Origin of the sequence: Thermococcus celericrescens, assembly GCF_001484195.1 — an archaeon.
Lineage (GTDB): Archaea > Methanobacteriota_B > Thermococci > Thermococcales > Thermococcaceae > Thermococcus > Thermococcus celericrescens.
The window spans coordinates 43152-67416 of the sequence record NZ_LLYW01000050.1; the positions used below are offsets into that span (position 1 = coordinate 43152).

At 52.4% G+C, this 24265-nt stretch carries 20 protein-coding genes, 2 tRNA genes, 2 pseudogenes and 1 CRISPR repeat array; of the genes and pseudogenes, 11 read left to right on the forward strand and 13 right to left on the reverse strand.

Annotated features, from left to right (window positions below):
* Positions 1-20 precede the first annotated feature (20 nt).
* The 3 genes from APY94_RS12080 to APY94_RS12090 form a co-directional block, all read right to left on the reverse strand.
* Positions 21-206 (reverse strand): protein translocase SEC61 complex subunit gamma, encoded by a 186-nt coding sequence (locus APY94_RS12080; RefSeq protein ID WP_058939880.1) that lies wholly within the window; start codon positions 204-206, stop codon positions 21-23.
* 37 nt (positions 207-243) lie between these two features.
* Positions 244-1365, reverse strand: coding sequence for a cell division protein FtsZ (ftsZ, locus tag APY94_RS12085; protein WP_058939860.1), 1122 nt, complete (start codon positions 1363-1365; stop codon positions 244-246).
* A gap of 122 nt (positions 1366-1487) precedes the next feature.
* The gene (locus APY94_RS12090; RefSeq protein WP_058939861.1) at positions 1488-2306 is read right to left on the reverse strand and encodes a D-aminoacyl-tRNA deacylase; all 819 of its coding nucleotides are present in this window, start codon (positions 2304-2306) and stop codon (positions 1488-1490) included.
* A gap of 224 nt (positions 2307-2530) precedes the next feature.
* On the opposite strand from APY94_RS12090, the gene APY94_RS12095 reads away from it, so the two are divergent.
* From APY94_RS12095 to APY94_RS12105, 3 genes are read left to right on the forward strand one after another with little or no spacing between them, the layout of a single operon-like run.
* The gene (locus APY94_RS12095; RefSeq protein WP_058939862.1) at positions 2531-3562 is read left to right on the forward strand and encodes a TAXI family TRAP transporter solute-binding subunit; all 1032 of its coding nucleotides are present in this window, start codon (positions 2531-2533) and stop codon (positions 3560-3562) included.
* An 11-nt stretch (positions 3563-3573) separates the two neighbouring features.
* Positions 3574-4032: a DUF1850 domain-containing protein gene (locus APY94_RS12100; protein ID WP_058939863.1), complete on the forward strand. Its 459-nt coding sequence runs from the start codon at positions 3574-3576 to the stop codon at positions 4030-4032.
* A gap of 1 nt (position 4033) precedes the next feature.
* Positions 4034-6349: a TRAP transporter permease gene (locus APY94_RS12105; protein ID WP_058939864.1), complete on the forward strand. Its 2316-nt coding sequence runs from the start codon at positions 4034-4036 to the stop codon at positions 6347-6349.
* Positions 6350-6411: 62 nt separating this feature from the next.
* On the opposite strand, the gene APY94_RS12110 is transcribed toward APY94_RS12105, so the two are convergent.
* Entirely contained in the window at positions 6412-7620 is a 1209-nt protein-coding gene (locus APY94_RS12110; protein WP_058939865.1) for a hypothetical protein, read from the reverse strand.
* A gap of 60 nt (positions 7621-7680) precedes the next feature.
* Here APY94_RS12110 and APY94_RS12115 point away from each other — a divergent pair, with 60 nt between their 5' ends.
* Positions 7681-8280 carry an RNA ligase partner protein gene (locus APY94_RS12115; protein WP_058939866.1) on the forward strand — a complete coding sequence of 200 codons (600 nt, stop codon included), beginning with the start codon at positions 7681-7683 and terminating at the stop codon, positions 8278-8280.
* A 26-nt stretch (positions 8281-8306) separates the two neighbouring features.
* A tRNA-Thr gene (locus APY94_RS12120) sits at positions 8307-8383 on the forward strand.
* 916 nt (positions 8384-9299) lie between these two features.
* On the opposite strand, the gene APY94_RS12125 is transcribed toward APY94_RS12120, so the two are convergent.
* Positions 9300-9377, reverse strand: a tRNA-Pro gene (locus APY94_RS12125).
* A 151-nt stretch (positions 9378-9528) separates the two neighbouring features.
* Here APY94_RS12125 and topA point away from each other — a divergent pair.
* The gene (topA, locus tag APY94_RS12130) at positions 9529-11679 is read left to right on the forward strand and encodes a DNA topoisomerase I (RefSeq protein ID WP_058939867.1); all 2151 of its coding nucleotides are present in this window, start codon (positions 9529-9531) and stop codon (positions 11677-11679) included.
* Positions 11680-11709: 30 nt separating this feature from the next.
* Positions 11710-12510 carry a hypothetical protein gene (locus APY94_RS12135; protein ID WP_058939868.1) on the forward strand — a complete coding sequence of 267 codons (801 nt, stop codon included), beginning with the start codon at positions 11710-11712 and terminating at the stop codon, positions 12508-12510.
* Here the strand turns inward: APY94_RS12135 and APY94_RS12140 are convergent.
* The 3 genes from APY94_RS12140 to surR are packed head-to-tail and all read right to left on the reverse strand — an operon-like array spanning position 12494 to position 14578.
* Positions 12494-13684: a geranylgeranyl reductase family protein gene (locus tag APY94_RS12140; protein WP_083500660.1), complete on the reverse strand. Its 1191-nt coding sequence runs from the start codon at positions 13682-13684 to the stop codon at positions 12494-12496. The two genes, APY94_RS12135 and APY94_RS12140, sit on opposite strands and share 17 nt — an antisense overlap.
* Entirely contained in the window at positions 13681-13884 is a 204-nt protein-coding gene (locus tag APY94_RS12145; protein WP_058939869.1) for a DUF362 domain-containing protein, read from the reverse strand. Before APY94_RS12145 ends, APY94_RS12140 begins: the two co-directional genes overlap by 4 nt.
* Positions 13868-14578: a sulfur metabolism transcriptional regulator SurR gene (gene surR, locus APY94_RS12150; protein ID WP_058939870.1), complete on the reverse strand. Its 711-nt coding sequence runs from the start codon at positions 14576-14578 to the stop codon at positions 13868-13870. Before surR ends, APY94_RS12145 begins: the two co-directional genes overlap by 17 nt.
* Before the next feature lie 135 nt (positions 14579-14713).
* Here surR and pdo point away from each other — a divergent pair, with 135 nt between their 5' ends.
* Complete coding sequence (gene pdo / locus APY94_RS12155) at positions 14714-15394, forward strand: protein disulfide oxidoreductase (protein WP_058939871.1); 681 nt, start codon at positions 14714-14716, stop codon at positions 15392-15394.
* A 62-nt stretch (positions 15395-15456) separates the two neighbouring features.
* Positions 15457-15681, forward strand: a pseudogene (locus APY94_RS13025) (hypothetical protein); the annotation flags it as partial.
* On the opposite strand, the gene APY94_RS12160 reads toward APY94_RS13025, so the two are convergent.
* The 3 genes and pseudogenes from APY94_RS12160 to APY94_RS13280 form a co-directional block, all read right to left on the reverse strand.
* Positions 15658-16788, reverse strand: coding sequence for a CGP-CTERM sorting domain-containing protein (locus tag APY94_RS12160; RefSeq protein WP_157065548.1), 1131 nt, complete (start codon positions 16786-16788; stop codon positions 15658-15660). The pseudogene APY94_RS13025 and the gene APY94_RS12160 overlap by 24 nt on opposite strands.
* On the reverse strand, positions 16739-17656 hold the full coding sequence (locus tag APY94_RS12165; protein WP_058939873.1) for a DUF4855 domain-containing protein: 918 nt from the start codon (positions 17654-17656) through the stop codon (positions 16739-16741). The genes APY94_RS12160 and APY94_RS12165 overlap by 50 nt, the downstream gene beginning before the upstream one ends.
* Positions 17657-17706: 50 nt before the next feature.
* Positions 17707-18315: pseudogene (locus tag APY94_RS13280) on the reverse strand (hypothetical protein).
* 190 nt (positions 18316-18505) lie between these two features.
* Between APY94_RS13280 and APY94_RS12175 the strand changes: the two are divergent.
* Both APY94_RS12175 and cas2 read left to right on the forward strand, forming a co-directional pair.
* Entirely contained in the window at positions 18506-19438 is a 933-nt protein-coding gene (locus APY94_RS12175) for a hypothetical protein (protein ID WP_058939875.1), read from the forward strand.
* Positions 19439-19452: 14 nt separating this feature from the next.
* Positions 19453-22531: direct repeats of the CRISPR family, unit length 30 nt; unit sequence CTTTCAATTCTCCTAGAGTCTTATTGCAAC.
* 260 nt (positions 22532-22791) lie between these two features.
* Complete coding sequence (gene cas2 / locus APY94_RS12180) at positions 22792-23049, forward strand: CRISPR-associated endonuclease Cas2 (RefSeq protein ID WP_058939876.1); 258 nt, start codon at positions 22792-22794, stop codon at positions 23047-23049.
* Here cas2 and APY94_RS12185 read toward each other — a convergent pair.
* A complete protein-coding gene (locus APY94_RS12185; RefSeq protein ID WP_058939877.1) occupies positions 23042-23713 on the reverse strand; it encodes a CRISPR-associated protein Cas4 in 672 nt (223 codons plus the stop codon). The genes cas2 and APY94_RS12185 overlap by 8 nt on opposite strands.
* Before the next feature lie 223 nt (positions 23714-23936).
* A partial coding sequence (locus APY94_RS12190; RefSeq protein WP_157065549.1) for a zinc ribbon domain-containing protein occupies positions 23937-24265 on the reverse strand: 329 nt, incomplete at its 5' end.

The following is a 24265-nucleotide window of genomic DNA, read 5'->3' on the forward strand; positions in this document are numbered from 1 at the left end:
TCTCACCCACTGCCGCTGGTTCAGGCCCCGGTGATGAGGTAGCCTATCAGACGGAGTATAAGGCCAATGATACCTACCAGGAGCATTCCAATGCCGGTTATCTTCGCTGCCATCTTAAATTCCTTCATTCCCGGCTTTTTTGTGACCATCAAAACCCTCCGCGACTCCGCGAAGAAGCTTTTAAGCTTTTCCGTGGTCGTTGCCACTCCCGTCACCTCGCTAAATTTTGAAAATGAAAGGTCGTCAAAGCTCCTCAAGATCGAGCTTAATAACTTTTCTCTCCTGCTCCTCACCGTAGTAGCCCGGCTCTTCCTCAGCCACCGCGTAGGGTGAGCTGACGCCGGTGACCACAATGAGGATGCGGATCATCTTCTCCAGCTCCTCGTCGAGCTGGATACCCCAGATGACCTGCGCCTCTGGATCGAGCTTGCTCGTGACGAGCTCGATGATCTGCTGGGCCTCCTCGAGCTTGACATCACTTCCGCTGATGCTTATCAAAGCGCCCTTGGCGCCGCTGATGTCGACGTCGAGGAGCGGGCTGTTGAGGGCCTGCTGGGCGGCTTCAAGAGCCCTCTTCTCGCTGTCGCTCTCTCCGATACCGATCATGGCAACGCCGCCGTCCTTCATGACCGCCCTTACATCGTTGAAGTCGAGGTTAACGAGACCCGGCTTGGTGATGAGCTCGGTTATGCCCTTGACCGCCTGGACGAGTATCTCGTCGGCGACCTTGAAGGCCATGTGTATCGGCAGGTTCGGGGCGACCTCCATGAGCTTGTCGTTCGGGATGACTATGACCGTGTCGCTGTTCTTCCTGAGCCTCTCAAGGCCGTACTCGGCGTTCTTTATCCTCCGGATTCCCTCGACCGTGAACGGGAGGGTGACAACTGAGACGGTGAGGGCTCCCATCTTCTTGGCTATCTCCGCAACCACCGGAGCAGCACCGGTTCCGGTTCCGCCGCCGAGACCGCAGGTGATGAACACCATATCGGCTCCCTCGAGGGACTCTCTGATGTCCCTCTCGCTCTCTTTGGCGGCCTCTTCTCCCATCTTGGGATTGTTTCCGGCTCCGAGGCCGCGGGTGAGCTCCTTACCGATGAGTATCTTCCTGTGAGCGCGAACCTTGAGGAGGTCCTGGGCGTCCGTGTTTATTGCGACAACCTTCGCGCCCTCAATACCAACCTGCATCATCCTGTTAATGGTGTTACAGCCGGCACCGCCGACACCAACGACATTAATCTTAGCCTGAATCTGCTCAAGAATCCTCTTGAGTTCCTCATCGATGTCAGTCTGGGGGGTCTGGGCCTCCGGCACCTTGTTGAGGCCGGCGGAGGTTCTTTCAATGGCATCTTCAATCAGCTTCAGCATCTTTTCACCCTCCGGGCAATTTAACATCTGTTCCACTTTGTACGCAGGTAGTATATAAATTTAGCTAAGTGACGAGTGTTGATTTTTAAATCCCGCTCAACATCTTTAAAGATTTCGATTGTTCAGTCACGTATGAACTCCAAGCCCAGTTCCTCGGCCAGGCTCCTAGCCAGCTGCCTGGTTTCTCCCCTGCTGCCCTTCCAGTCAACGTAAATGGCATCGACTCCTCCCTGTGTCCTCTCAATGGCCCTGAGGAGAAGCTCCTCTTTAACGGGGTGTGCGTACTTCGGGACTATGTGGCTGAACGCTATGTCGGTCTCAAGTGCCCTCTTGGTCTGCTTTGGAGCGTAGTGCCCGCCACCTATGCCTATTGCGACCGGGAACTTGGCGGTCTTATAGTTTTCGAGCACGTGAATTATCGTCTCTGCTATTATCTCTCCCGCCCTGTCGTTGACCCACTCCTCCTCACTCGAGCCTATCTCAATAAACAGGCTCGGCACGTCGAGCTCGCTGGGGCCGTGGTGCGTTGCCTCGTAGCAGACGGTCCAGCCGAGGTCGTTGAGCTCGTCCATTTTCATGAGGGCAAGCTTCATGGCCGCGGGCTGTGCGACGGCGAGGCTCTCGTCTTTCCCTCCATACATCGCGTTCCCCCAGTTGCCGGTGACGTGGGTGGTAAGAGCGGGAAGCTTCTGCTTGCTGGAGTGGCGCGAGGCGAATATTATGATCTCAGGGGTAATCCCCAGCTGCTCGTTTATGGCCCCATCGGGTCCGTCGTAGTATATCATCTCATCGTTCGTCGTGAGGATAAGGGCGTCATCCTTTGAATAGATGGGATTGCCGTCGAACTCCCCCTCTGTCTCTCTGAATCCGAAGTTCTCGATGAGCTTTCTCATTATGTTCATAGAGGCCAGGTCGATCTTGGTTGTCATTATAACTTTCATTTTACAACCCCCACGGGTGATTCCCCTTCTGATTAAAAGGCTTTGCCCGGGTTCGAAATTCTACCTTTGTATAGCCCATATCGAGGTTCTTACGTTTCATGTTGGCATCCAATGAAAGATTTACGAAAATGTAACGCAAACTATATAACATAAAATGTACTTCAATATCCTAATATGGCCGTTAGGCCATAAACGCGCATTATAGTTTGGAGGTGTGCAAGACTATGAGAAAGTTTGTCTCAATTGGATTGGTTGCGGTTTTACTTTTTGCGGTCGTTATGGCAGGCTGTATAAGCTCCGGAGGGGAAACCAGCTCCGCCACCGGCCCGACCGAGAGTTACTCGGTGGAAATATACACCGGAGGAACCAGCGGCGTCTATTACCCGCTCGGCTCTGCCTACGCCAACATCCTTAACCAGTACAGCAAAGACGAAACCGGAATAAAGATTGAGGCCAGGGCCGTCACCAGTGGTGCCAGCGTTTCCAACGCCCAGGCCATCGGTGAGGGAAGGGCCCAGGCTGCTATAATGCAGAACGATGTCGCCTACTACGCTTTCCACGGCACTACCCTCGAGGCGTTCCAGGGCAAGGCCGTCACCAAGATCCGCGGTGTCGCTGCCCTCTATCCCGAGACCATCCAGTTCGTTGTTAAGGCCGATAGTGACATAAAGACCCTCGAGGATCTCAAGGGCAAGAAGGTTGCAGTTGGCGCGGCCGGAAGCGGTACCGCCGTTGCGGCCCGGCAGATACTCGAGGCCGCCGGCGTCTGGAACGACGTTGACAAGGTTTACCTCAAGTTCAGCGAGGCCGCCCAGCAGCTCAAGCTCGGCCAGATCGATGCCGCGGTTATAGTCTCAGGTGCCCCGACCCCTGCCATCGACCAGATAGCCGTTCAGACTCCGGTTAGGGTCCTTCCGATTGGCGAGGATATCCTCAAGAAGCTCAAGGACAAGGGATACATATTCTACGTCAGCCAGACCCTTCCGAAGGACACCTACAAGGGCATGACAGAGGACACCTCAACCCTGGCTGTCAAGGCCATTCTCGTGGTCAGTGCCGACGTTCCGGATGACGTTGTGTACGCCATGACCAGGCTCCTCTTCCTCCACGTTGACGAGCTCAGGCAGGTTCACGCCAAGGCGCAGTACATTAGCTTCGACACCGCCCTCGACGGTATGAGCATCCCGCTCCACCCTGGAGCCGTCAAGTACTACGAGGAGAAGGGCAAGACTGTCTCCAGCGAATTAAAGCCGTGAGGAGGGTCTCTTTGAGCCGGAAAACTCTTTCTTTTTTTGCAGTCATCCTTGTATTCCTTCTGCCCTTTCTTCCGGTTAAAGCGGTTGAGATAACTGTTGATGGTGAATCTTACGTTTATCCCCTTGGTTCTGCGATCGAGATATCCTACATCCACAGCGTTGAGCGGAGTCCTGTGGTGGAGGTGCTCGTTGCCAACGACAGCGGTTTTTACGCCGTCGAGATGAAGTGGAAGGACTTCGGGGCGGGCCTTCCCGAGGACATCCAGAACCTGACGGACGGTTTTTACGTCAAGAAGACCCGCGATTACCTCGGGAAGGAATTCCGCTACTGGTTCATCCCGATAAACCACGCGAACATCACCGTGGACGGCTCCCCCGTCATCGTGAACTCCGACGGCGGGAGGCAGATCGTTGTGGATTTCCGCATCAAGCGTGTTCCGCTCATAATGAAACTCATTGGGAGGTGGTAAAGTGGCAGAAGAACCCAGTATAGATGTTGTTGAGATGGAGGAGGTCGTGATAGAGAGGACGAGGACCCTGCCCCCGAGGCTGGAACTCGTGGTTAAGGTGGCGGCGGTGCTCATCGGCCTGTACGAGATTCTGTTCATCTTCAACTTCAACTACACGCTCTACGACCTCTTCCAGCGCCTCGGTGTGGAGCTCGAATTCCTGAGGATAACCTTCCAGCCCAAGCAGGGCGAGGCCTTCGTCATGGCAATGCTCATGGTGATAACCTTCCTCCTCTACCCGATACGCAAGAGGGAGACGTACTTCCGGAAGGTTTTCTCCTACGACTACATCATGGGAGCTGCCGGAGTGGTTTCAATGCTCTACCTGTTTGCGGTCTATGAGCGCTACATACTGACGTCGTCCCTGAACCAGACCGATGTGATCTTTGGCCTGCTGGCCATAATAATGGTCATCGAGGCAACGAGGCGCGTCCTCGGTTGGGTTCTGCCCATGATAGTCGTCCTTTTCCTGCTCTACGGAATCTACGCCATCAACTACGACTGGACCCGCTTCGTCCAGCAGCTCTACTTCGACGAGGGAATCTTCGGAATCCCGTTCTTCGTCATGACGATATACGTGTTTGCCTTCATATTCTTCGGTGCCTTCCTGCTGAGGATAGGCGTCAGCGACTACATCACCGAGTTCATGATAAGCCTTTTTGGAAAGCGGCCCGGCGGCCCGGCAAAGTCTGCGGTCATCTCGAGCGCCCTCATGGGAACGGTCAGCGGTTCAAGCGTTGCCAACGTCCTCACCACGGGAACCTTCACGATTCCCCTCATGAAGAAGGCCGGCTACCCGCCGGAAATAGCTGGAGCCGTCGAGCCGGTCGCATCAACCGGCGGCCAGCTGATGCCGCCGATAATGGGTGCGGCAGCCTTCATCATGGCCGAGTTCCTCAATTTACCATATAACAAAATCATCATCGCGGCGGTTCTGCCGGCCCTGGTCTACTACGGCGGAGTCTACCTCTTCATAGACCTCGAAACCAAGAGGCTCGGTCTGAAGGGCATGGCCGCCGAGGCATTCAAGACGATGGCCTACTTCCTGCGCAAGCTCTACATCCTCCTGCCGATAGTCGTCATCACAGTTGCCCTCGTGTGGGGAATAGCGCCCCAGATAGCCGCCATATCGTCGCTCGGAGTTGCCATCTGGGTTGCATGGATATCGAGGGATGAAATATACGGGAACGAGAAGCTCTACGTCGCCGTTGCACTGCTGGCAACGCTGCTGATGTTCCTGAGCAAGGACGTTGGAAAGCAGACTTCCATGGTTCTCCTGGCCATGTTCCTTCTGCTGGCCGCACTTGGGGTAATGAAGAAGGGTGTTGCATTCAACGAGAAGTTCTACATAACCTCCCTCTTCCTGCTGTTCATAGCCCTGACCAAATACCTTGGAATGGGCAAGGAGCAGATAGTTCTGATGACCGGTGTCTTTGGAATAGTCTTCTCAATCCTCGTCGGCTACCGCTCTGCACTCGACAGCGGCAAGATGATGTACCGCGCCACCTACGAGGCCATGATAGACGCGGGCAAAACCAGCGTCAGCGTCATGCTCGCGGCCGCCAGCGCGGGCCTCATACAGGGTGTCCTCACGATGACCGGTGAGCTTACAAACATCGGCTACCGCCTCATCAGCCTTACCCACGGAAACCTCTGGCTGCTACTCCTGCTCACGATGGTCTTCAGCCTCATCCTCGGAATGGGCGTCCCCACGACCGCCAACTATATCATCACCTCGCTCGTCGCCGCTCCAGCAATCTACATGCTGGTCAGGAACATCGCACCCTACAACCAGCCGGTTCCGGGCTACACCGTCCTCATAGCCATGCTCGCGGCCCACTTCTTCGTGTTCTACTTCGGAATCCTTGCGGACGTCACCCCGCCGGTGGCTCTCGCGAGCTACGCGGGCTCAGCAATCGCGGGCGGAGACTTCTGGAAGACCGCGATGAACGCTGTGAAGTACGCGCTCGCGGGCTACATAGGGCCGTACATATACTTCACCCACCCGGAGATGTTCCTCATAACGGTCTCCGAGTGGACCCCGGCGATGATCATCCGGGTGCTCTACTACCTGGTGGCAACGCTCTTCGTCATGTACCTCCTGGCGATAGCGCTGACCGGCTTCTACAGCACGAAGCTCAAGTCCTGGATGCGTGGGGTAATCGGTATCCTCGGCCTGGCCGGTGTGACCCTGAACCCCATCGTCATAGGGGCAGGAGTCGTGGCGTGGCTTGGCCTGAAGTTCTACGGGGCGAGGTTCGAGAAGAGCGCCGCTTAGCCCCCCTTTTCACATTTCCTTTTGATAGTCTGTTCTGGAAAAGTTTGGAAATTGAAAAAAGCTCAGTAGAGCATGACCTCGAAGCCCAGTTCACTCAACAGATCAGCCAGCTCCTCGCTGTCCACGTAGACCAGCAGGTGATGGTTTCCGAGGGTGCCGTCTATGAAGTCCATTGCGTCCTCTATGCGGAGTTTCATCTGGGTTCTGCATCTAAAGTTGCTGTGCTCCTGGCCGACCACCTCGACGCCGGCAACAACGGCCTTCCTTCCGCGTATCTTCAGGAGGCTGGCCGTTCCTCTGGGCAGCTGGACGTCGACGCCGACGCCCATGCCGCTCTCAAAGTGCGACCTGATGATGTACTTTCCGATGAGCGGTGCTGTGCAGTGGGCGAGGATTATGTGGCTTTCCCCGTAGTCGGCGATGTTGCCCATAAACGCCGGCTTGTCGAAGAAGCGCCTCGCTATCATCATGCCCATGAGCGCGTTCAGCTCGCCCTCGCAGGCGGCAGGGATTCCCTCCGCGTTGAACATCGCCAGGGCCAGGCAGGGCGTCGCCTTGAGCTTGCCTATCAGGTCGAAGCAGCCGATGGTAAATCCATCGAGCCTGTAGTCCTCCAGTATTCTCTTTATCGCCAGGTATATCCTTCCGGCCTTTACCAGGTCCTCCCTGCCGGGCTCCTTTATCTCGATGGCCTTCCCGACGATTTCCTCCACCACCTTCCAGCCTTCCGCCTCGGTGGTGGCCTCGTAGTACTCGTAGAACTTCTTGAGGCTGATGCTGGTGTAGGGAAGCTCGAACTTCTCGTTGATGAGCCAGGGTGAGACCCTGCCGATTATGCCGATGCGCATCTTGAGGAACTTATCCAGAATGTCCTTCATGTCCTCGTATCCCAGAAGCGCCGCCTTCAGCTCGTTGAAGTCCTTTACCAGGGTGGACGGTACGAGCCTGTCCCTGAAGTACTCCCTGAGCTCGATTCCGGCTGCTAGTGAGTTGTTGAATGGGTCACCGTAAATCACGGTGGGCCTCCTGTAAACCGTAAACTCCTTCAGCGGGCCTTCGGTGCCACCGGTCAGCGGGTAGAGGACTATGGCATCAACCTCGTTGAAGTTGACCTCCTCCTTGGCCTCCTTGAAATCCCTCTTCGTCGAGATGAAGAACCCTCCAACAACCTCAAACTCCTTTGCGAGGCCTGTTATGAACTCCGAGGCTTTCTTCTCAAAGGCCTTCGGGTTCGCAAGCTCGCTGACTCCAAAAACGACTCCGACCTTCATGCTTTCACCTAACCGTTTTAAACTTCCGCGCTTAAATAAGCTTGTGGTGGTAGCGTGGCAATGCGGTTTGTCCTCGACACGAGCATCTTCGTCAACCCCGAGATACGGGGAAAGTTCGGCGACAGTCCAACCGAGGCGATGCGGGCTTTTCTGGACTATGCCGAGAAGCTCTTCGGTAAAATAGAGTTCTACATGCCCCCGGGCATCTACAGGGAGGTTATGCATTTCGTCGATGAGGAGGAGCTCCTTCCCGAGGTCGAGCTGTACATAATCAAAAAGCCCCCGAACGTTCACGACATCAAAATCCCTGCCTTCGTCGTCTACGAGCTGATAGACGACATCCGGCGCAGGATCGACAAGGGACTCCGCGTCGCCGAGAGGGCGGTACGGGAGGGGGTCATCGAGACCGATAACGTGGACAGGATAATTCAGAAACTCCGCAGAAACTACCGCAAAGCCCTCCGTGAGGGTATCGTGGACAGCAAGGAGGACTTTGAGCTGATTCTTCTCGCAAAGGAGCTCGACGCCACGATAGTCTCTGCCGACGTCGGCATACTCACCTGGGCGCAGAAGATGGGCATTAAATGGATAGATGCGGCCAACTTCAAGGAGGTCCTTGAGGGATTGGTGGACAAACTGGGGGAAGGGAAAAATTTATAAAGCCTCTGCTGCATCGTATCATCGACGCCCCGGTGGCTCAGCCTGGTGGAGCGGCCGCTTGGTAAGCGGCAGGCCGCGGGTTCAAACCCCGCCCGGGGCTCCATTCTACAAACTTCGCCTTCGCGAAGTTTGATCAAGGTCCGTGATTCCTTTTGAAAAAAGCGTGCTTTGAGTGGATTTCTCTGAGGACTGCTTTTTGGGCAGAATTGATTCATTCCAAGGAGGTGTTTCAGGAGGGTTCAAGCGTTTTTGGCGCTCCTTCGGAGCGCGGTTCAAGTGAAACCCGCGTGAAAAAGCTTTATTTTCGATGACTCAACCTTCTAAAGGCCAAGTTTGGACTTGAAATCCCTTCTGCAAAGGAGCCTTAAAGGGAATCACAGACTTTTGGTCAAGCTTTGTTAAAGCTTGCTCTGTACTCTCAAACCCCGAAATGGCTACACCATATATCCTAGACCTTTTCTTCCAACTTGGCGGGAATCCGAGCGTGCATTTTAAAATTTGCTCGTGAATAGGGTTTGACTTTAAAACAGGCTGTTGAACAGGTTTCATTCTTATTCTGGCGTCTTTGGACGCCTTGTGGGGAGTGAAACACCGTAGAACTCCCAATTAAAGAGCAAACCACTTAGAAAACAAGCTTTTTTAAAATTGCATGCCATTTTCCGCCAGCGTTGAAGCTTTTAAGAAAAGCTTCACCAAAAGTTCGTGATTCTTTTTGGAAAGGGTTTCATTACAAGTGTTTGCATTATAGATGGTCCTTTAAAGCTTGGAATTCAGCATCTATCTAGTATTTGCTTTTTGAGGTTTACTTTTTCTCGCGCTCCTCCGGAGCGCTTTCTAGAGGTAAACCTAACTTCAAGAGAGTTTAAAGATGAATTCCCAATCCAAAAGAGCCGTTAGAACACAAACACTCCTTCAAAATTGAACTTACAGAGAGAATCACAAACCTTGATCAAACTCAACGGGACTGTCGTCCCGTGCGTTGAAGCTCCGCTTCAACGTCGCGCAGGCGAAGTTTGCACTGGTGGGGCCGCCGGGATTCGAACCCGGGTCACGGGCTCCCAAAGCCCGCAGGATGGACCAGGCTACCCTACGGCCCCGCCCGCGGTAGGTGCATCGGGGGGTTCCTTATTAAGCTTTTCGCTGGAAGCTTTTGGGAAAGCTTCACCCAAAGTTCGTAGCAAGCTTTTTCCAAAAGCTTGCTCCGCAGGATTTTTATAATCCACCTGCCTATCACCTCAAGGTGTCGTCATGGTCACGCTCATCATAGCCGAGAAGCCCAACGTTGCTCGTAAAATCGCCTATGCGCTGGCGGAAGGCAAACCCGTGAGAAAAACGATAGGTAAGGTAGGTTATTACGAGTTCACCCGCGACGGAAAGAGGATAATCGTCGCTCCAGCAGTCGGCCACCTCTTCTCCCTCGCCCCCAAGGTGAAGACCTACGGTTACCCCATCTTCGACATCGGGTGGGTACCTGTCTATGTCGCTGAAAAGGGCAAGAGCTACGCGAAGGACTACATCAAAGCCCTGGCCGCGGTTGCCAAACAGGCGGATGAGTTCGTGGTGGCCTGCGACTACGACACGGAGGGTGAGGTTATCGGCTACACGGCCCTCAAGTACGCCTGCGGCGTTGACCCCGCCAGGGCGAAGAGAATGAAGTTCTCCGCCCTCACCAAAAAGGACCTCCTCAAAGCATGGTACAACCTCGAACCGACGATAAACTTCGGAATGGCCGATGCTGGAATAGCGCGCCACGTCCTCGACTGGTACTGGGGTGTAAACCTCTCCCGCGCCCTCACATCGGCCATAAAGCGCGCCAGCGGCAAGTGGCAGGTTCTCTCCACCGGCCGCGTCCAGGGTCCGACGCTTAAGTTTCTGGTTGACAGGGAGAAGGAGATTCAGAACTTCAAGCCCACACCGTACTGGGTAATCAAGATGCTCCTCGAGAAGAACGGGGAGCAATACACCGCCGTCTATGAGAAGGAGCGCATACTCGATGAAAACGAGGCGAAGCGCATCGTCGAGGAGGCGAAAAAGGGCCCGGCCTTCGTCGAGAGGGTCGAGGTCAAGCAGCAGAAGAGGAATCCGCCGGTACCCTTCGACCTTGGAACCCTGCAGAGGGAGGCCTACTCCGCCTTCGGCTACTCCCCGAAGAAGACCCTGGAGATTGCGCAGAAGCTGTACGAGAAGGGTTTACAGTCGTACCCCCGCACCTCCTCGCAGAAGCTCCCCAAGAACCTCAACTTCCGCTCCATTCTCCAGAACCTCGCCAAGCTGCCTGAGTACAAGCCCTTCGCCCACGAGCTCCTGGGTAAGGAGCGGCTCAAGCCCGTCGAGGGCAAGAAGGACGACCCCGCCCACCCAGCAATCTATCCAACTGGGGAGCTTCCGAAGCCGGGTGACCTCACGAAGGATGAGCAGAACATCTACGACCTCGTGGTCAGGCGCTTCTTGGCCCTCTTCATGGAGCCGGCCGTCAGGGAGATAATGAAAGTGATCCTAAACTCCAACTCCCACCGCTTCATCCTGGGTGGAGCGAGGACCGTGAAGGAGGGCTGGCTGAAGGTCTACGGCAGATATGTCAAGTTCGACGAGGTGATCCTCCCCGCGTTTAAGGAGGGCGAGCCGGTCAAGGTCATCCAGATTAAGCGCGAGAAGAAGAAGACGAAGCCCCCCGCGCGCTATTCCCCCGCGGCGGTTATCAAGAGGATGGAGGACCTCGGCATAGGAACCAAGGCCACCCGCGCCCAGATTCTGGAGACCCTCTACAGCCGCGGTTACATTGAGGGCAAGCGGAAGATAAAGGTCACCCCGCTCGGCATGCGCGTCGTTGAGGCCCTGGAGAAGAACGTGCCTGACATAGTGAGCGTCGAGCTGACGAAGGCCTTCGAGGAGAAGATGGAGGAGATTATGGCAGGGAAGGCCGATAGGGAGGGCGTCATCGAGGAGAGCAAGAACCAGCTCATCAAAATCCTCCAGGTTTTCAAGGAGAGGGAACTCGACATCGGAAAGATGCTCATGGAGACTACTGGAACCGGGGCGACTACCTCAAAAACAGCCGCCAGAAAAGCCGGCACGGTAAAGGAGCTCAGCGAGGAAGAGGAGAAGGCGGTTAAAAAGGCCGTTGACAAAGGAGAGAGGAGGAAAGAGCCCCTCGTGGTAGGCAAGTGCCCCAAGTGCGGCGGCGATCTCGTGGTGAGGTACAACCGGAAGACGGGCAAGCGCTTCGTCGGCTGCTCCAACTGGCCAAAGTGCAACGTCACCTACCCACTCCTCCAGCGCGGTGAGATAATTCCAACCAACAAAACCTGCTGCGGCGGCGCGCCGGTGGTCAAGATACGCGAGAAGGGCCGCGAGTACGAGATATGCGTGGACATGAACTGCAGGGATTGGAAGCGATAGCCTTATCTTCCCTTTTGCGGAGTTCTTACCATGGACGAGTGGGAAAGGACCGCCAAGGTTCTGCTCGACAATGCCCGCGAGTTCCTCGAAAGGTTGAGGGACGAGGTTAGGCTGAATGAAGTAACCCTTGCGAGCCTTCTTGAGGTTCAGTCAACGTTCGTCCTCGGTTTGGCTGACGCGAGCCTCTACGCTTTCCCCCTTGGACGGGATGATGTCATCGAGGGCTCCTACCGGCTGTTCCTTGAGGGGCTCGACGTCCTCAAAGCCGGCCATCTCTTGGTCAGCGAACCAGAACTTGACCTCTGGCTTTCTCCTCTCAGGGAGCTGAATCCTGAGAGGGGCTTTTCCCTCGACAGGCGCTTCTCCCTCCTCAGCGAGCCGAAACCGACGATGGTCTGGGCCAACCGCGTCGTCCAGCTCAGAAACGCCCTCCACGGGAGGCCGGTCAGGGATCCGCTGAGGAGCATCGGCTACGGGATAGACAAGGGAGGCAGACGCTTTCCCGTTCTCTTGAAGGCCGTCAGGAGGCTCTACACGCTATACCCAGCTTCGATCGATGAAACTGCCCGGCTTCTCGCCCTTGAGCTCGGCGAGGGACTCGACGGAGAGCCATTGGAGTGCTCTGACGGAACCTGCGAGGAGATAGCCGAGCTCCCAGACGTTTTGGCCTTCATAAAAACGGTTTCCGGCGACGTGGAGCTTTACTACCTCATCGAGAACTCCAAAGACCTACACTCCCCCTGGGGAAGCCTGAGCGTCGGGAGGGCAAGAGAGATAGTGGTGTTTTCAAGGAAGAAGGGAAAGGGGTTCAGGCTCAGAGAAGCTCCCTGAGGAGCTTTATTCTCCTCGGGCTGAGGATGACCTTCGGGTGCTTGAGGAGCGCCTTGATGACCTCTCCGTAGTCTCCGCCCGCTATCTTTTCTGCGTCGGCACCGCTGAGTATCTGGATGAAGAGGTCCAGGTCCTCGTCGCTGAGCTTCTCCGTGACCTTCCTGACCTTGAGAACCTTCTGAAGCCTCTCTCCGTCGGTTTCCCACCATTCGGTCGTGTAGTTCCTGAGCAGCGCGAGGTCCTCCTCTTCGAGGGCCTTGACTATCCACTTGCTCGCTATCGTTCCGGCCTCCATAGCCTCGGCCATTCCCCCGCCGTGCATCGGGTTTACCTGCCTGGCAGCATCGCCGACCACGAGAATGTTGTCCTTGACGAGTTCCTTGACAAAGCCGCCGACCGGGACAACGCCGACGTTCACCTCAAGGATTTTCTTGGCAGGGATATTGTTCTCCTTCAGCCACTTGTCGAGGTAGTACTTGGCCGTCTGCGGGTTGTCTGAGTTGATGCCTATTCCGACGTTGGCCCTGTCCTCGTCCTTCGGGAAGACCCAGACGTAGCCCCTCGGGGCAACCTCGTTGCCGAACCAGAGGTGTATCAGGTCCGGGTCGTAGCCCTCGATGAGCATTTCGTACTCGTAGCTGGAATCGAACTCGTGCGGGGGAGCGTAGGTGTTTATGCCCGCCTTCCTCGCGATCGTGCTCTCCACACCGTCCGCTGCGACTATGACATCGGCATGAATTTCAACCGTCTCATCCTCGTGCTTGGCCTTGATGCCGGCTATCCTCCCGTCCTTCCTGATGACGTCCAGCGCCTCGGTTCTGGCGAGGACGTCGGCGCCGGCCTTTGCCGCGTAGTAGGCCAGCATCTTGTCGAAGACCTTCCTCTCGAGGATAACGCCGCTGGCCTCTTTATAGCGGAGCTCAAGCTCGTATCCGCTGGGTGAGTAGAGCTTGGCGCCGTAGATCTCGCGGTTTATGAAGCGCTTGTCGTAGGGAATGTCGTACTTCTCAAAGACCTTTATGCTTATGCCCTCGGCGCACTGTTTGGGCGTGCCGATGGCGGGCTTCTTATCGATGAGCAGAACCGAATAACCTGATTTGGCAACGTTCCTCGCCACTATCGGCCCGGCGATTCCGGCGCCGACAACGACGACGTCGTATTTCATCTCCTTCATTCGCTCACCTCCAGGGGTTCGGCGCTGAGCGCTCCAACGGGGCAGGCGCTGATGCATATCCTGCAGCTTATGCACTTGTCCTGGAGGAACTCCCAGCCGCTGGAGTGGACCTCAATTGCAAGGGTGGGGCAGACACCGGCGCAGCCCCCGCAGAGGTAGCACCGGTCCTCGTTCACAATGACTTTAATCTTCTCTGGCATCGCTTTCACCGCCAAGTTTTTGTTTGAGTCTTTCTTCGTCAATTTTAATGGTGCCGTCTTTTATTATTAACGGTACGAACCTGTCCAGCTCTTGGGCCTTGACCAAAACCTCCCTCTCCTTGAGGTTAAGTCTGTCGCTGAGCTCGTCAACGGTGGCCTCTCCGACGAGGAGGATGTAGTGCAGTATCGCGAGCTGGGTCATATCGCCGATCTCCCTGAGGTAGCGCTCCTTTATCTGCCTCATGAGCACCTCGCGCCTGCTTTCAACTGCCTGAAGGGCCTTGAGAACCTTTTCAAGCTCCGAAGTCAGCTCATGGAATGAGTGAACCATGCCCAGGAGCGAGTCGTGCTCCATAGGAATACTGGACAGGTCTATGCTGGCTTTCTCCAGGGATTCTCCCCCCAGGTCGAGCCCGCGGTACCAGAACAGGTTTGGCGTAACGGTAGCAACGTACGTCTTTGATATGGCTATGTCGTAGTATTTCCTGGCCGGGCCGATGAATGGGCCCTCCCTCTCGTAGGACTTCAATATCCCCTCGCGCTCCATGATTTTAAGGTGCTTTGCAACGGCCGTCGAAGAAACGCTAACCTTGCTGCTCAGGAAGCTGAAGTAACATTCGGTGCAGGTGAGGTGGCTGAGCAGATCGCGCCTCACCTTGTTCCCCAGGATGTAAAAGATGTCCGGTTCAGTCATGACCCACACCACCCAAATCTGTGACGCAAAGCTTATATAGTGAACATTCAACCTTAGGTTGCAAACCTGGAGATTAAACTCCACGTGGTATTGTGCTCAAAACGTTATAAACCTTTAGCTAGGGAGGTGTTGGAGATGGGACTGATTAGCGACGCTGACAAGAAGGTCATCAGGGAGGAGTTCTTCTCCAAGATGACGAACCCCGTTAAGATTATTGGATTCATAGGCAAGGAGCACTGCCAGTACTGCGACCAGCTCAAGGGGCTGGTTCAGGAGCTCAGCGAGCTCAGCGACAAGCTCACCTACGAGTTCCATGACTTCGACAGCGAGGAGGGCAGGAAGCTCGCCGAGCAGTACAGGATCGACCGCGCCCCGGCCATCACTCTCACCCAGGACGGCAAGGACATGGGCGTCAGGTTCTTCGGCCTTCCGGCCGGCCACGAGTTCGGTGCTTTCCTTGAGAGCATCGTCGATGTCAGCAACGCGACCACCGACCTGATGCCGGAGAGCAAGCAGGACCTCGCCAACGTTGACAGGGACGTCAGGATACTCGTCTTCGTCACCCCGACCTGCCCGTACTGCCCACTCGCCGTCAGGATGGCCCACAAGTTCGCCATCGAGAACACCAACGCCGGCAAGGGCAGGATACTCGGCGACATGGTCGAGGCCATCGAGTACCCCGAGTGGGCCGACAAGTACAGCGTCATGGCCGTGCCGAAGATCGTCATCATTGTTGATGGCGAGGACAAGGTTCAGTTCGAGGGTGCCTACCCCGAGAAGATGTTCATGGAGAAGCTCCTCGCGGCCCTCGAGTGAATCCCCTTTTTCATACTTTTGTTAAATTTCCAACTTGTTCTTGAGGCGGTTAATAATGTCCTGTTAAGGAGCGGACCAATCGTTTCTGGAATAATTTTTAGGAGTAAACACTGGAGGAGGGTTCACAGGTTTATCTTCCTGTTCGCCTTCCGGTATAATTTTATTAGGGTGCACTCCACACTTGGCGATCCCAAGGCAATATCACCGGATGATTCCAGAAGGTGATGTCCCAGTTATCCTGCACAGTATCGTTTATTAGGAATCTACTTACTTCCCCTGAGAGCTAAAATCATCAAAGATAGCAATACAATAAAAGCCGGCCCGCAAATTCCTTCCTCTCTTTTTGTTTCGGTCACGGTTTTAGTATGCTCCTTTGTCTCCGTTACAGTTTTAGTCATTGTTATCGCGACTGTTTTTGTCATGGTGATCGTCACGTTCCTGTAAATGCATTTGGGCCAATGAGTAAAGAAGTTCTTCTCCACAAAAACCTCTAATTTTCCATTCTCAACAATTCTGAAGATGCGGAAAACTTTCAGGCTCTTTCCATCATAGAAGAATACGGGGAACGGCTTCAGACTTGATGTGTTCAGGAGTTTGGTTTCGCTTTCCTCTTTTCCGAAGAGAACTACCCTACTGTAATCATGCTGTCCCGGTGTAATGTTCCAAATGCCTTGATAGACTGCAGGATAGAGGAGAATTCCCTCCTTAAGGAATACACCTTCAAGGTGTTTTACCATGAAGTTGGCGTCAAAATAGGGTTCCAGTTCTTCAATGGGAATCACATACGTTTGTGAACCGTTGGAGAAGAGCACAGTACCATTTTCTAACACTCCTTCAACGGGTTTAGTTGTTGGGCTTCTCTGCTCTCTCGTGTAATTCCCTACTCCTAAATAATCAATGCAATTTCTATCAAAGCGCCACACAAGAGAAGGGAATGGCTCTTTCTGTCCAAAAAAGACCATGGTCCATGCACTATCTTGACGATAGAACAGGGGATGGGATGAAATCTCTGAGGATTTGGAGGAAAAGTCATCCAAGAAAGGATTAACAAAGTACAGATTATCCCCATCAAAATAAAAAGGAAAATAGTACCATACGACTGGGCTAAGATAGCAGTGAAACGGTTTTTCTTCGAGAGTGTAGTTCCAGAAGCCCTCACAAACAGGCCCCAAATGTGCAGGCCACTGGGTTGGAGTATACGTGACAAGTAAGAATGCGTTTTCTCCGTCACTGTAAACTTCAGTATATGCAGAAAATCCATCTCCCAATCCGGCCTGATAAACAATGCCAGCTGAAGCAAAGCCCGTCAGAGAAGAGAAGATTAAAAAAACGAGGAAAACACGCTTAAACATAACGCTCCCCCAAGTTGTTCTGGCAGTACTCTTCCATTTCATCAATAACTCTTAAGTCAGTGCTGAAGTAGTAAGCCCTATGATAAAACTTGCCGCCCAAAACATCTTCTTGTGCGTTAATATAATGAGAAGCATACTCTTTACAGCACTCTCCTACCCCACACCTACAGTTTTCTGAGATGCCCAAAATTGCCTTATCCACCTCTATCTCCATATAAACTTGCCCCTCATAGATCCAGTCCACTCTTCTTTTAAGTTCTTCGTAAGAGTAAGGATTTCCATCACGCATAAGAGAATTCTGATAATAGTTTGGTTGGCAGAAAACATAGTTGAAGTACCCACGATATCCCTTGATGTCTGTATAGTTGTCTAGATCATCTATGGTTCTGTCTCTAAACGCTGGTATCCAAATAAGCCTTAAACTGTGATTCACTCGTACATAGTTAGAAAGATCCTCAATGAACTCTTTGTCCACTGTCTTTCCAGAATCATATCCATGTGTAAATTGGCCTGCAGCTTCTAAGCTCCAGTAGAATCCCCTTCTGTTTGAGTCTGCAACGCTTAAAACCCCATCAATCCAACCATGCCAGTAAGAATCATTAAATTGTCCTTGAGGATCGCCTCTTGGAACACTCGCTGAATTGAGTTTGTAGAAGGGAATTGTGACATAGTACTGAATTCTCTGAAGTTTAAAAGTGAGCCACATGGCAAGTTCTTGACCATCCTTATACCCGTTGTCATAACCGGGACCACTGTAGTTTGATGCCCCACCCTCACCATCCAAAGCTATCAAATAATCGAAACCTCTGTTTTTAAAGTCCTGCACTGTTGCTTCTCTACTTCCAACCTTCATTCTTGACTCGTAATTCGAGCCATCCCACTTAAACCACCACAAGGCAAAAGTCGACATCATACCACCTCCAAGATTTCTTCGCAATACTTTATAGTTAGTGTGTTGAATTATGTCTGAAAATTTTTTAAGGTTTGCCCTAGCTCAGTAGATACTGTCAGGATACCCCTAGTTCCAGACCACTTATGAAGTTGTGTAATCCACCGGTTCACAGTCAGGATTGTCCCCAAAATCCCAATACTCAAAACCCTCCAAACTAACACTCCTGCTCGGCCTCAAAAGAAACTCAAAAAACTTCGAAAACAAAGTCTCAGTCCTTCTCCGGAAACCAGACAAGTACTCGTAAAACTTCCCCTCCCCCAAATTATTAACCTGATCCTCCCGCTTCACCAGCGTGTAAGCAACACCAAACGAATGGGTTTCGAGTCCAGTATCCTAACGTATTCCTTAGCGTGTTTTCTGAATAATTCCCTTGTGCCAGCAGCAGGAATTTTTCGTACCGGTTCAAGCGTTCTGTTAGTTTGTTGTACCTGATTTTGGGAACAGTTTCATTTCTTCAACTAACACCCTGTAAGCATGCTTGTAAACTCCTCCGAAGTATAAGTGTGCCAGTACTGCGAATGTTATCAGGTCGTAAAGCTGATTACTTCACTTCTCTGCGGGTGTTTTTCAGGTAGTGCCCTCTGATCATCAGGTAAATCCTCGGATTTTATGATCAAAACCTCCTACTGGAAGTTCATAGGTCAATCAGCCAAAAACTCAAGTGCCTATAGCCCTAAACGATTTGATGGGAACTAAATTTCCACGGGGGAACACCGCCTACTTCAACGGAGTGGGGCTAATTAACTTCTCCGAGAGTTTCACGGAAAAGTTATAAATCCCCCCATCCAGCCCATACCGGGGGAGCCAATGGGCATGAGAATCGGCGGTGTGAACGTTCATTTCAGCGGGGAACTTGACGATGGCTTTGAGAGGGCTTTCAATGGAGTTTTTGCGCGGCGCTATCTTCCGGATGTCGGGGAGAGTTCAGGAGAGCCTCACGTCGTAGTAGAGCGCTTTAAGGGCGACGAGTTCAGGGTCTTCAGTGCGGTCTATGATCACATGGGGCGCGACGAGTACAAGATAGAATCACGCGTCCCGTCCGCCTACGGAAACGAGGCGCCTATCTTCTTCATACTCCAGGCGTCCGCGAGGGCCGCGGCCAGGGCCGGCAGGATGTTCATAACTGACTCCGTGGGTGTCATGGCCTCCAACGGGAAGGCGGTGCTCTTCGTTGGATACCCACACACGGGGAAGAGCACCATCTCGGTTCTTGCGATGGCCAAAGGTCTGCCGGTCCTCAGCACGGAGAACACCGTCGTTGAGGTTCGCGACGGAAAGCTCTACATCGTCGGCGGAACCGAGGTTCTTGTCTATGACCCCCGGGTGGAGGGCATCTACGGCATTGAGGTGCCCTACGATGAGCAGACGAGAAGCGGCTACAGGATAACGGACCTCAGAAAGGACGCCGGCAGGAAGAGGCTGCTGGAGCGCGGCGTCGAGATCGACATGATAGTCCTCCTTCACGCGGCGTTCAACTGCATGGAGGCAAGTTTCTCCACAATAAAGGGCAGAAAGGTCAGAAAAACGCTCTGGTACTTCTCAACGGCCCTCATGAAGGGCCTCGACTACTACGAACCCTCACCTCTCCACGTCCCCATGAGCGACGAGATAAGCAGAAACCTGCGGCTGTTTCTCGAAACCGCCTCCGAGAACTACTCCGGCAGAATGTTTGAGGCCTTCGGAAACCACAAGGCGGTTTTCGACAGAGTCTTTGAGATGGAGCTTGCGCAGAGGGAGTAGCTTCTAATCCTCTATTTTCAATTCTCCTAGAGTCTTATTATCTGGGGGGACGTCCCGTCCCCCACACCCCCTCAAGATCCACCCAACTCTAGGAAGTCTTACTGCGACCCCGTTTCAATTCTCCTAGAGTCTTATTGCAACTCAGGGTCAGTTGCAGTTCCTTAGCGAGTTCATCTTTCTTTCAATTCTCCTAGAGTCTTATTGCAACACCTGGGCGAATTTATCTTTTACGTCCCAAAAGTCGGTGCTTTCAATTCTCCTAGAGTCTTATTGCAACGTACTTTGCCCACCAAGGCTCTTCTTGCATGGTCTCTTCTTTCAATTCTCCTAGAGTCTTATTGCAACTTTTGAGAATAGAGGGGTATATAGGTTCATTTAAAGACTTTCAATTCTCCTAGAGTCTTATTGCAACCATAGCCGGGTGGTGTAGTTGGCCAAGCATGCCGGTCTTGTTTCAATTCTCCTAGAGTCTTATTGCAACCTTAATTTCCACCCTCCAACAAGAGCTGGCTAAAGTCAGGTTTCAATTCTCCTAGAGTCTTATTGCAACCCGTTATGCCGTAGATTACGTGCCGGACGAGATCTACGTTTCAATTCTCCTAGAGTCTTATTGCAACTATATGAGATAGTCCCCGACGAAGAAGTGATGCTTAGTTTCAATTCTCCTAGAGTCTTATTGCAACGATCAAAGATGACCGCAATGAAGAGCTTCACCGGAAGGTTTCAATTCTCCTAGAGTCTTATTGCAACATGATCAGGGAGATAGACAGAAAAGAGGTCGAGGAGTCTTTCAATTCTCCTAGAGTCTTATTGCAACCCGCTCGCCGGTCCCCTTCGCGGTGAGCTACGACCGCTTTCAATTCTCCTAGAGTCTTATTGCAACGAGTTCGAGGATGACTATCCGCGTGAACTCGGAACAGCTTTCAATTCTCCTAGAGTCTTATTGCAACCCGGCTGATAATCTGAATATCGTTTTTGCCGAATTTCCTTTCAATTCTCCTAGAGTCTTATTGCAACCGGCGGTCGTCACCACACCCACCATTACTGCCCCGGCTTTCAATTCTCCTAGAGTCTTATTGCAACGTGATGGGGATGGCGAGGGTTGTTGGCACCATAATTGCTTTCAATTCTCCTAGAGTCTTATTGCAACGGACGTCGGCAACGATGAGGACGTTGAGACCATCAGGCTTTCAATTCTCCTAGAGTCTTATTGCAACCTGTTTCATGTCCTGATAGGGGTTCGATAGAAGCTCCCTTTCAATTCTCCTAGAGTCTTATTGCAACGGGTTTCAGCCCGCTCCAGTTCCCCGACTTCAGCCTCTTTCAATTCTCCTAGAGTCTTATTGCAACATCAAAAGCCCTCATTCCTTCGCCCCCAGGGCCTTGCTTTCAATTCTCCTAGAGTCTTATTGCAACCAGGCCCTTGCCGAGGTTCCGCTTCTGGCCTTCTTCACTTTCAATTCTCCTAGAGTCTTATTGCAACAATTGCGGTAATACATGCTCGTGTCCCACTCATCGTCCTTTCAATTCTCCTAGAGTCTTATTGCAACCTCCGCTCACCGGTCCCCTTCGCGGTGAGCTACGACCGCTTTCAATTCTCCTAGAGTCTTATTGCAACCTCCTTATGCCCTGATGAACTTCTTGAGCACCTCGATGCTTTCAATTCTCCTAGAGTCTTATTGCAACAATGCATTCATAGAGCGGGACGGGAAGCTGTACTTCCCTTTCAATTCTCCTAGAGTCTTATTGCAACCCGCTTCACGACCTTCCAATTGAACTTCTCCCAGGCGCTTTCAATTCTCCTAGAGTCTTATTGCAACAGTGAAGAACCCGATATGGAGGTGGCCGAAATGGTGCTTTCAATTCTCCTAGAGTCTTATTGCAACTGACACTAACGTACAACCTTTACAAGTACAACCACTACCTTTCAATTCTCCTAGAGTCTTATTGCAACTCACCGCGAGCAGCGTCACGAGCCCGATCACGGTGAACTTTCAATTCTCCTAGAGTCTTATTGCAACTTACTATGCTATCGAGTACAACGTTGAGACGGAACAACTTTCAATTCTCCTAGAGTCTTATTGCAACAAGCCACTCAGGTAAGGCCCGATCCAGCCAGTTGTTTCTTTCAATTCTCCTAGAGTCTTATTGCAACGGTTATGAGACCGGCCCGGGATACCCCAAGAACCCTCCTTTCAATTCTCCTAGAGTCTTATTGCAACCTCGCCGGTCTCCACATCCGTCACGACGACCGTCACGCTTTCAATTCTCCTAGAGTCTTATTGCAACACCTATGCTACCCCGGCGTAAGGGAGGGCATCAGTCTTTCAATTCTCCTAGAGTCTTATTGCAACTTGTCCCTCAAGAAGTGACCCTTCTTGGGGTTGGCCGCTTTCAATTCTCCTAGAGTCTTATTGCAACGATGGCCCACTGCGGGCGCTTGTAGTTGCTTATGTCGTCTTTCAATTCTCCTAGAGTCTTATTGCAACTTAGGTATTATGTAAAACATATATATAACGCTTACGGCTTTCAATTCTCCTAGAGTCTTATTGCAACTCAATCGAGAAGTGGAGGGCTGACTTGCCAGCCGGCATGACTTTCAATTCTCCTAGAGTCTTATTGCAACGATTGTCTACCCGAACCAGAGCCTTCTCTCACCGAAGCTTTCAATTCTCCTAGAGTCTTATTGCAACACAGTCCTGTTCTCCAGCACGGGAACACCCGACCTCCCTTTCAATTCTCCTAGAGTCTTATTGCAACCCTGGGCACGCTCGGTTAGGTACTGGTTGATGTCCTTCTTTCAATTCTCCTAGAGTCTTATTGCAACTATCTCCGTGCTGGTAGGGGGCACAGCCGTGGCGCCTTTCAATTCTCCTAGAGTCTTATTGCAACGCCACCTTGCCGAAATCAATGAGCCTCATCGGGTTCCTTTCAATTCTCCTAGAGTCTTATTGCAACGAAGTGCGTGGTTACCGGGCTGGACTACGTTCTCCCAACTTTCAATTCTCCTAGAGTCTTATTGCAACCAGGGTTGCCGGCCTGATAACCTCCTTCGCCAAGGCGCTTTCAATTCTCCTAGAGTCTTATTGCAACGATTTATACTGGGAATAGATACTAAAGATGCCTTACACGATTCCTCTTGGGATCTCGAAAAAATTTAGTTACAAAATATCTGAAATTTGTAACTTTTTACTAAATACTTACAACATGTTACTAAAGACTTCCCGGGGCAGATTAAGGGATGTTTCTCGGATTGGATACCTACTAAACCGCAGTTTGTCCGATGGGGAAATTTAAGCGTGATACGGCCGAAACTATAAAAAGAGGCCAGCCGTAGTATTTCCGGTGGTGGCATGTACGTCGTCATCGTCTACGATGTCTCCGTTGAGCGCGTGAACAAGGTCAAGAAGTTCCTCAGACAACACCTCCACTGGGTTCAGAACAGCGTCTTCGAGGGCGAGGTTACAAGGGCCGAGTTCGAGCGCATAAAAGCCACCCTCCAGCAACTCATAGACGAGAACGAGGATTCGATCGTCATATACAAGCTCCGTTCCAGACCCTTCAGAGAAATAATTGGGGTGGAGAAAAATCCGATGGGGGACATCATTTAGACGGCCTTCCATTTATAGCCGAACATATTGGCCTGAAAATGCAGGTTTCGCATTCATTGCTAAATCTTGGAGTTATCCACGACGGAAACTTCCCATTTTCCAGCTCTTTGACGCCCCTAATGACTACCCTTGCCCTTCCAAGGAACTTCTCGAACGCATCCCTGTCTCTCTCTACCGGGAACACTTTAAACTGCAGTCCGTTGCGGTCGAAGACATAAACGTAGCCAATCTCTTTGTCCATCATGTTGAGGTAGGCGTTCAGCTGTTCCCTGGCAAGCTTCGGAGCCTCTTCTATCTCGTCGAGGTTCCTTGGACCGTTCTCGTCTCCTGAGTCAAAACCCCTAAACTTGAACTCGATTGGATAGCCGCCCTTTACTGCGTCCACCTTTCCGACGAGCTTCCAACCGTCTTCAAAAGGATATCCAACCTGAACTTCAAAGTCCGCTTCCTCACCTAGTGCCTCACCGACCCACTTGTGGAGCACCGTCCCAACGAGCATTTCTCCTGTTCGCTCGTACTTGAACGTTCCCAGGTATATGGACAGCGCCGCCTTTCTGAGGCAAAAACTCAGAGGCGTCACCCATATCTTCCTTTCGGGTGTTTTTCCGGATATGGCGTTCTCAATTCTTTTGTTAAAGTCGAGAATCTCTTCGGGGTGTTCCATCATACCACCTCCACCATTCCAAAGCCATGGGATTCCTCATTCCGAGCCCCAGATCCCAGGTAACGCGGAGGATCTCTTCATCTCCCCACATTCTGAACTCAAAATGCTAGGCGCGGGTGTAGACCGGCTTTCCGGTTTTCTCGTCCTTCTTCATGAAAAACTTCTTGCTCATTGGCCTTTTGCTGACCTCTTCCCCGTCGTGAAGGGCGGGGGTTCCAACGAGCTAACCCCTCGCTAATGGCGGAGAGGTTTGAGGGGTCTCATTCAAACCCACTAAAAAGCGGGTCTTCAACCCCTCCGGGACGGTCTTCCCCCAATTACCCCTCCCTTGAGCGTAAAGCCCGCTCAGACTCGGGGTTATGGTTTTCACAACCTTCTTCAAAATATTAAACGCCCCAACCAAGTCTGAATTGAAGACAAGCCCCGTCTCGGGACACTTAAACAAACCACGAAGGAAGCGAGCCCCCTCGTGAGGCCTCCCGCAGACGGGACAACGCTTAGACGTGAAAACCTCGTCCACAACCAAAACCCGAATATCATACTCCCCAGCAA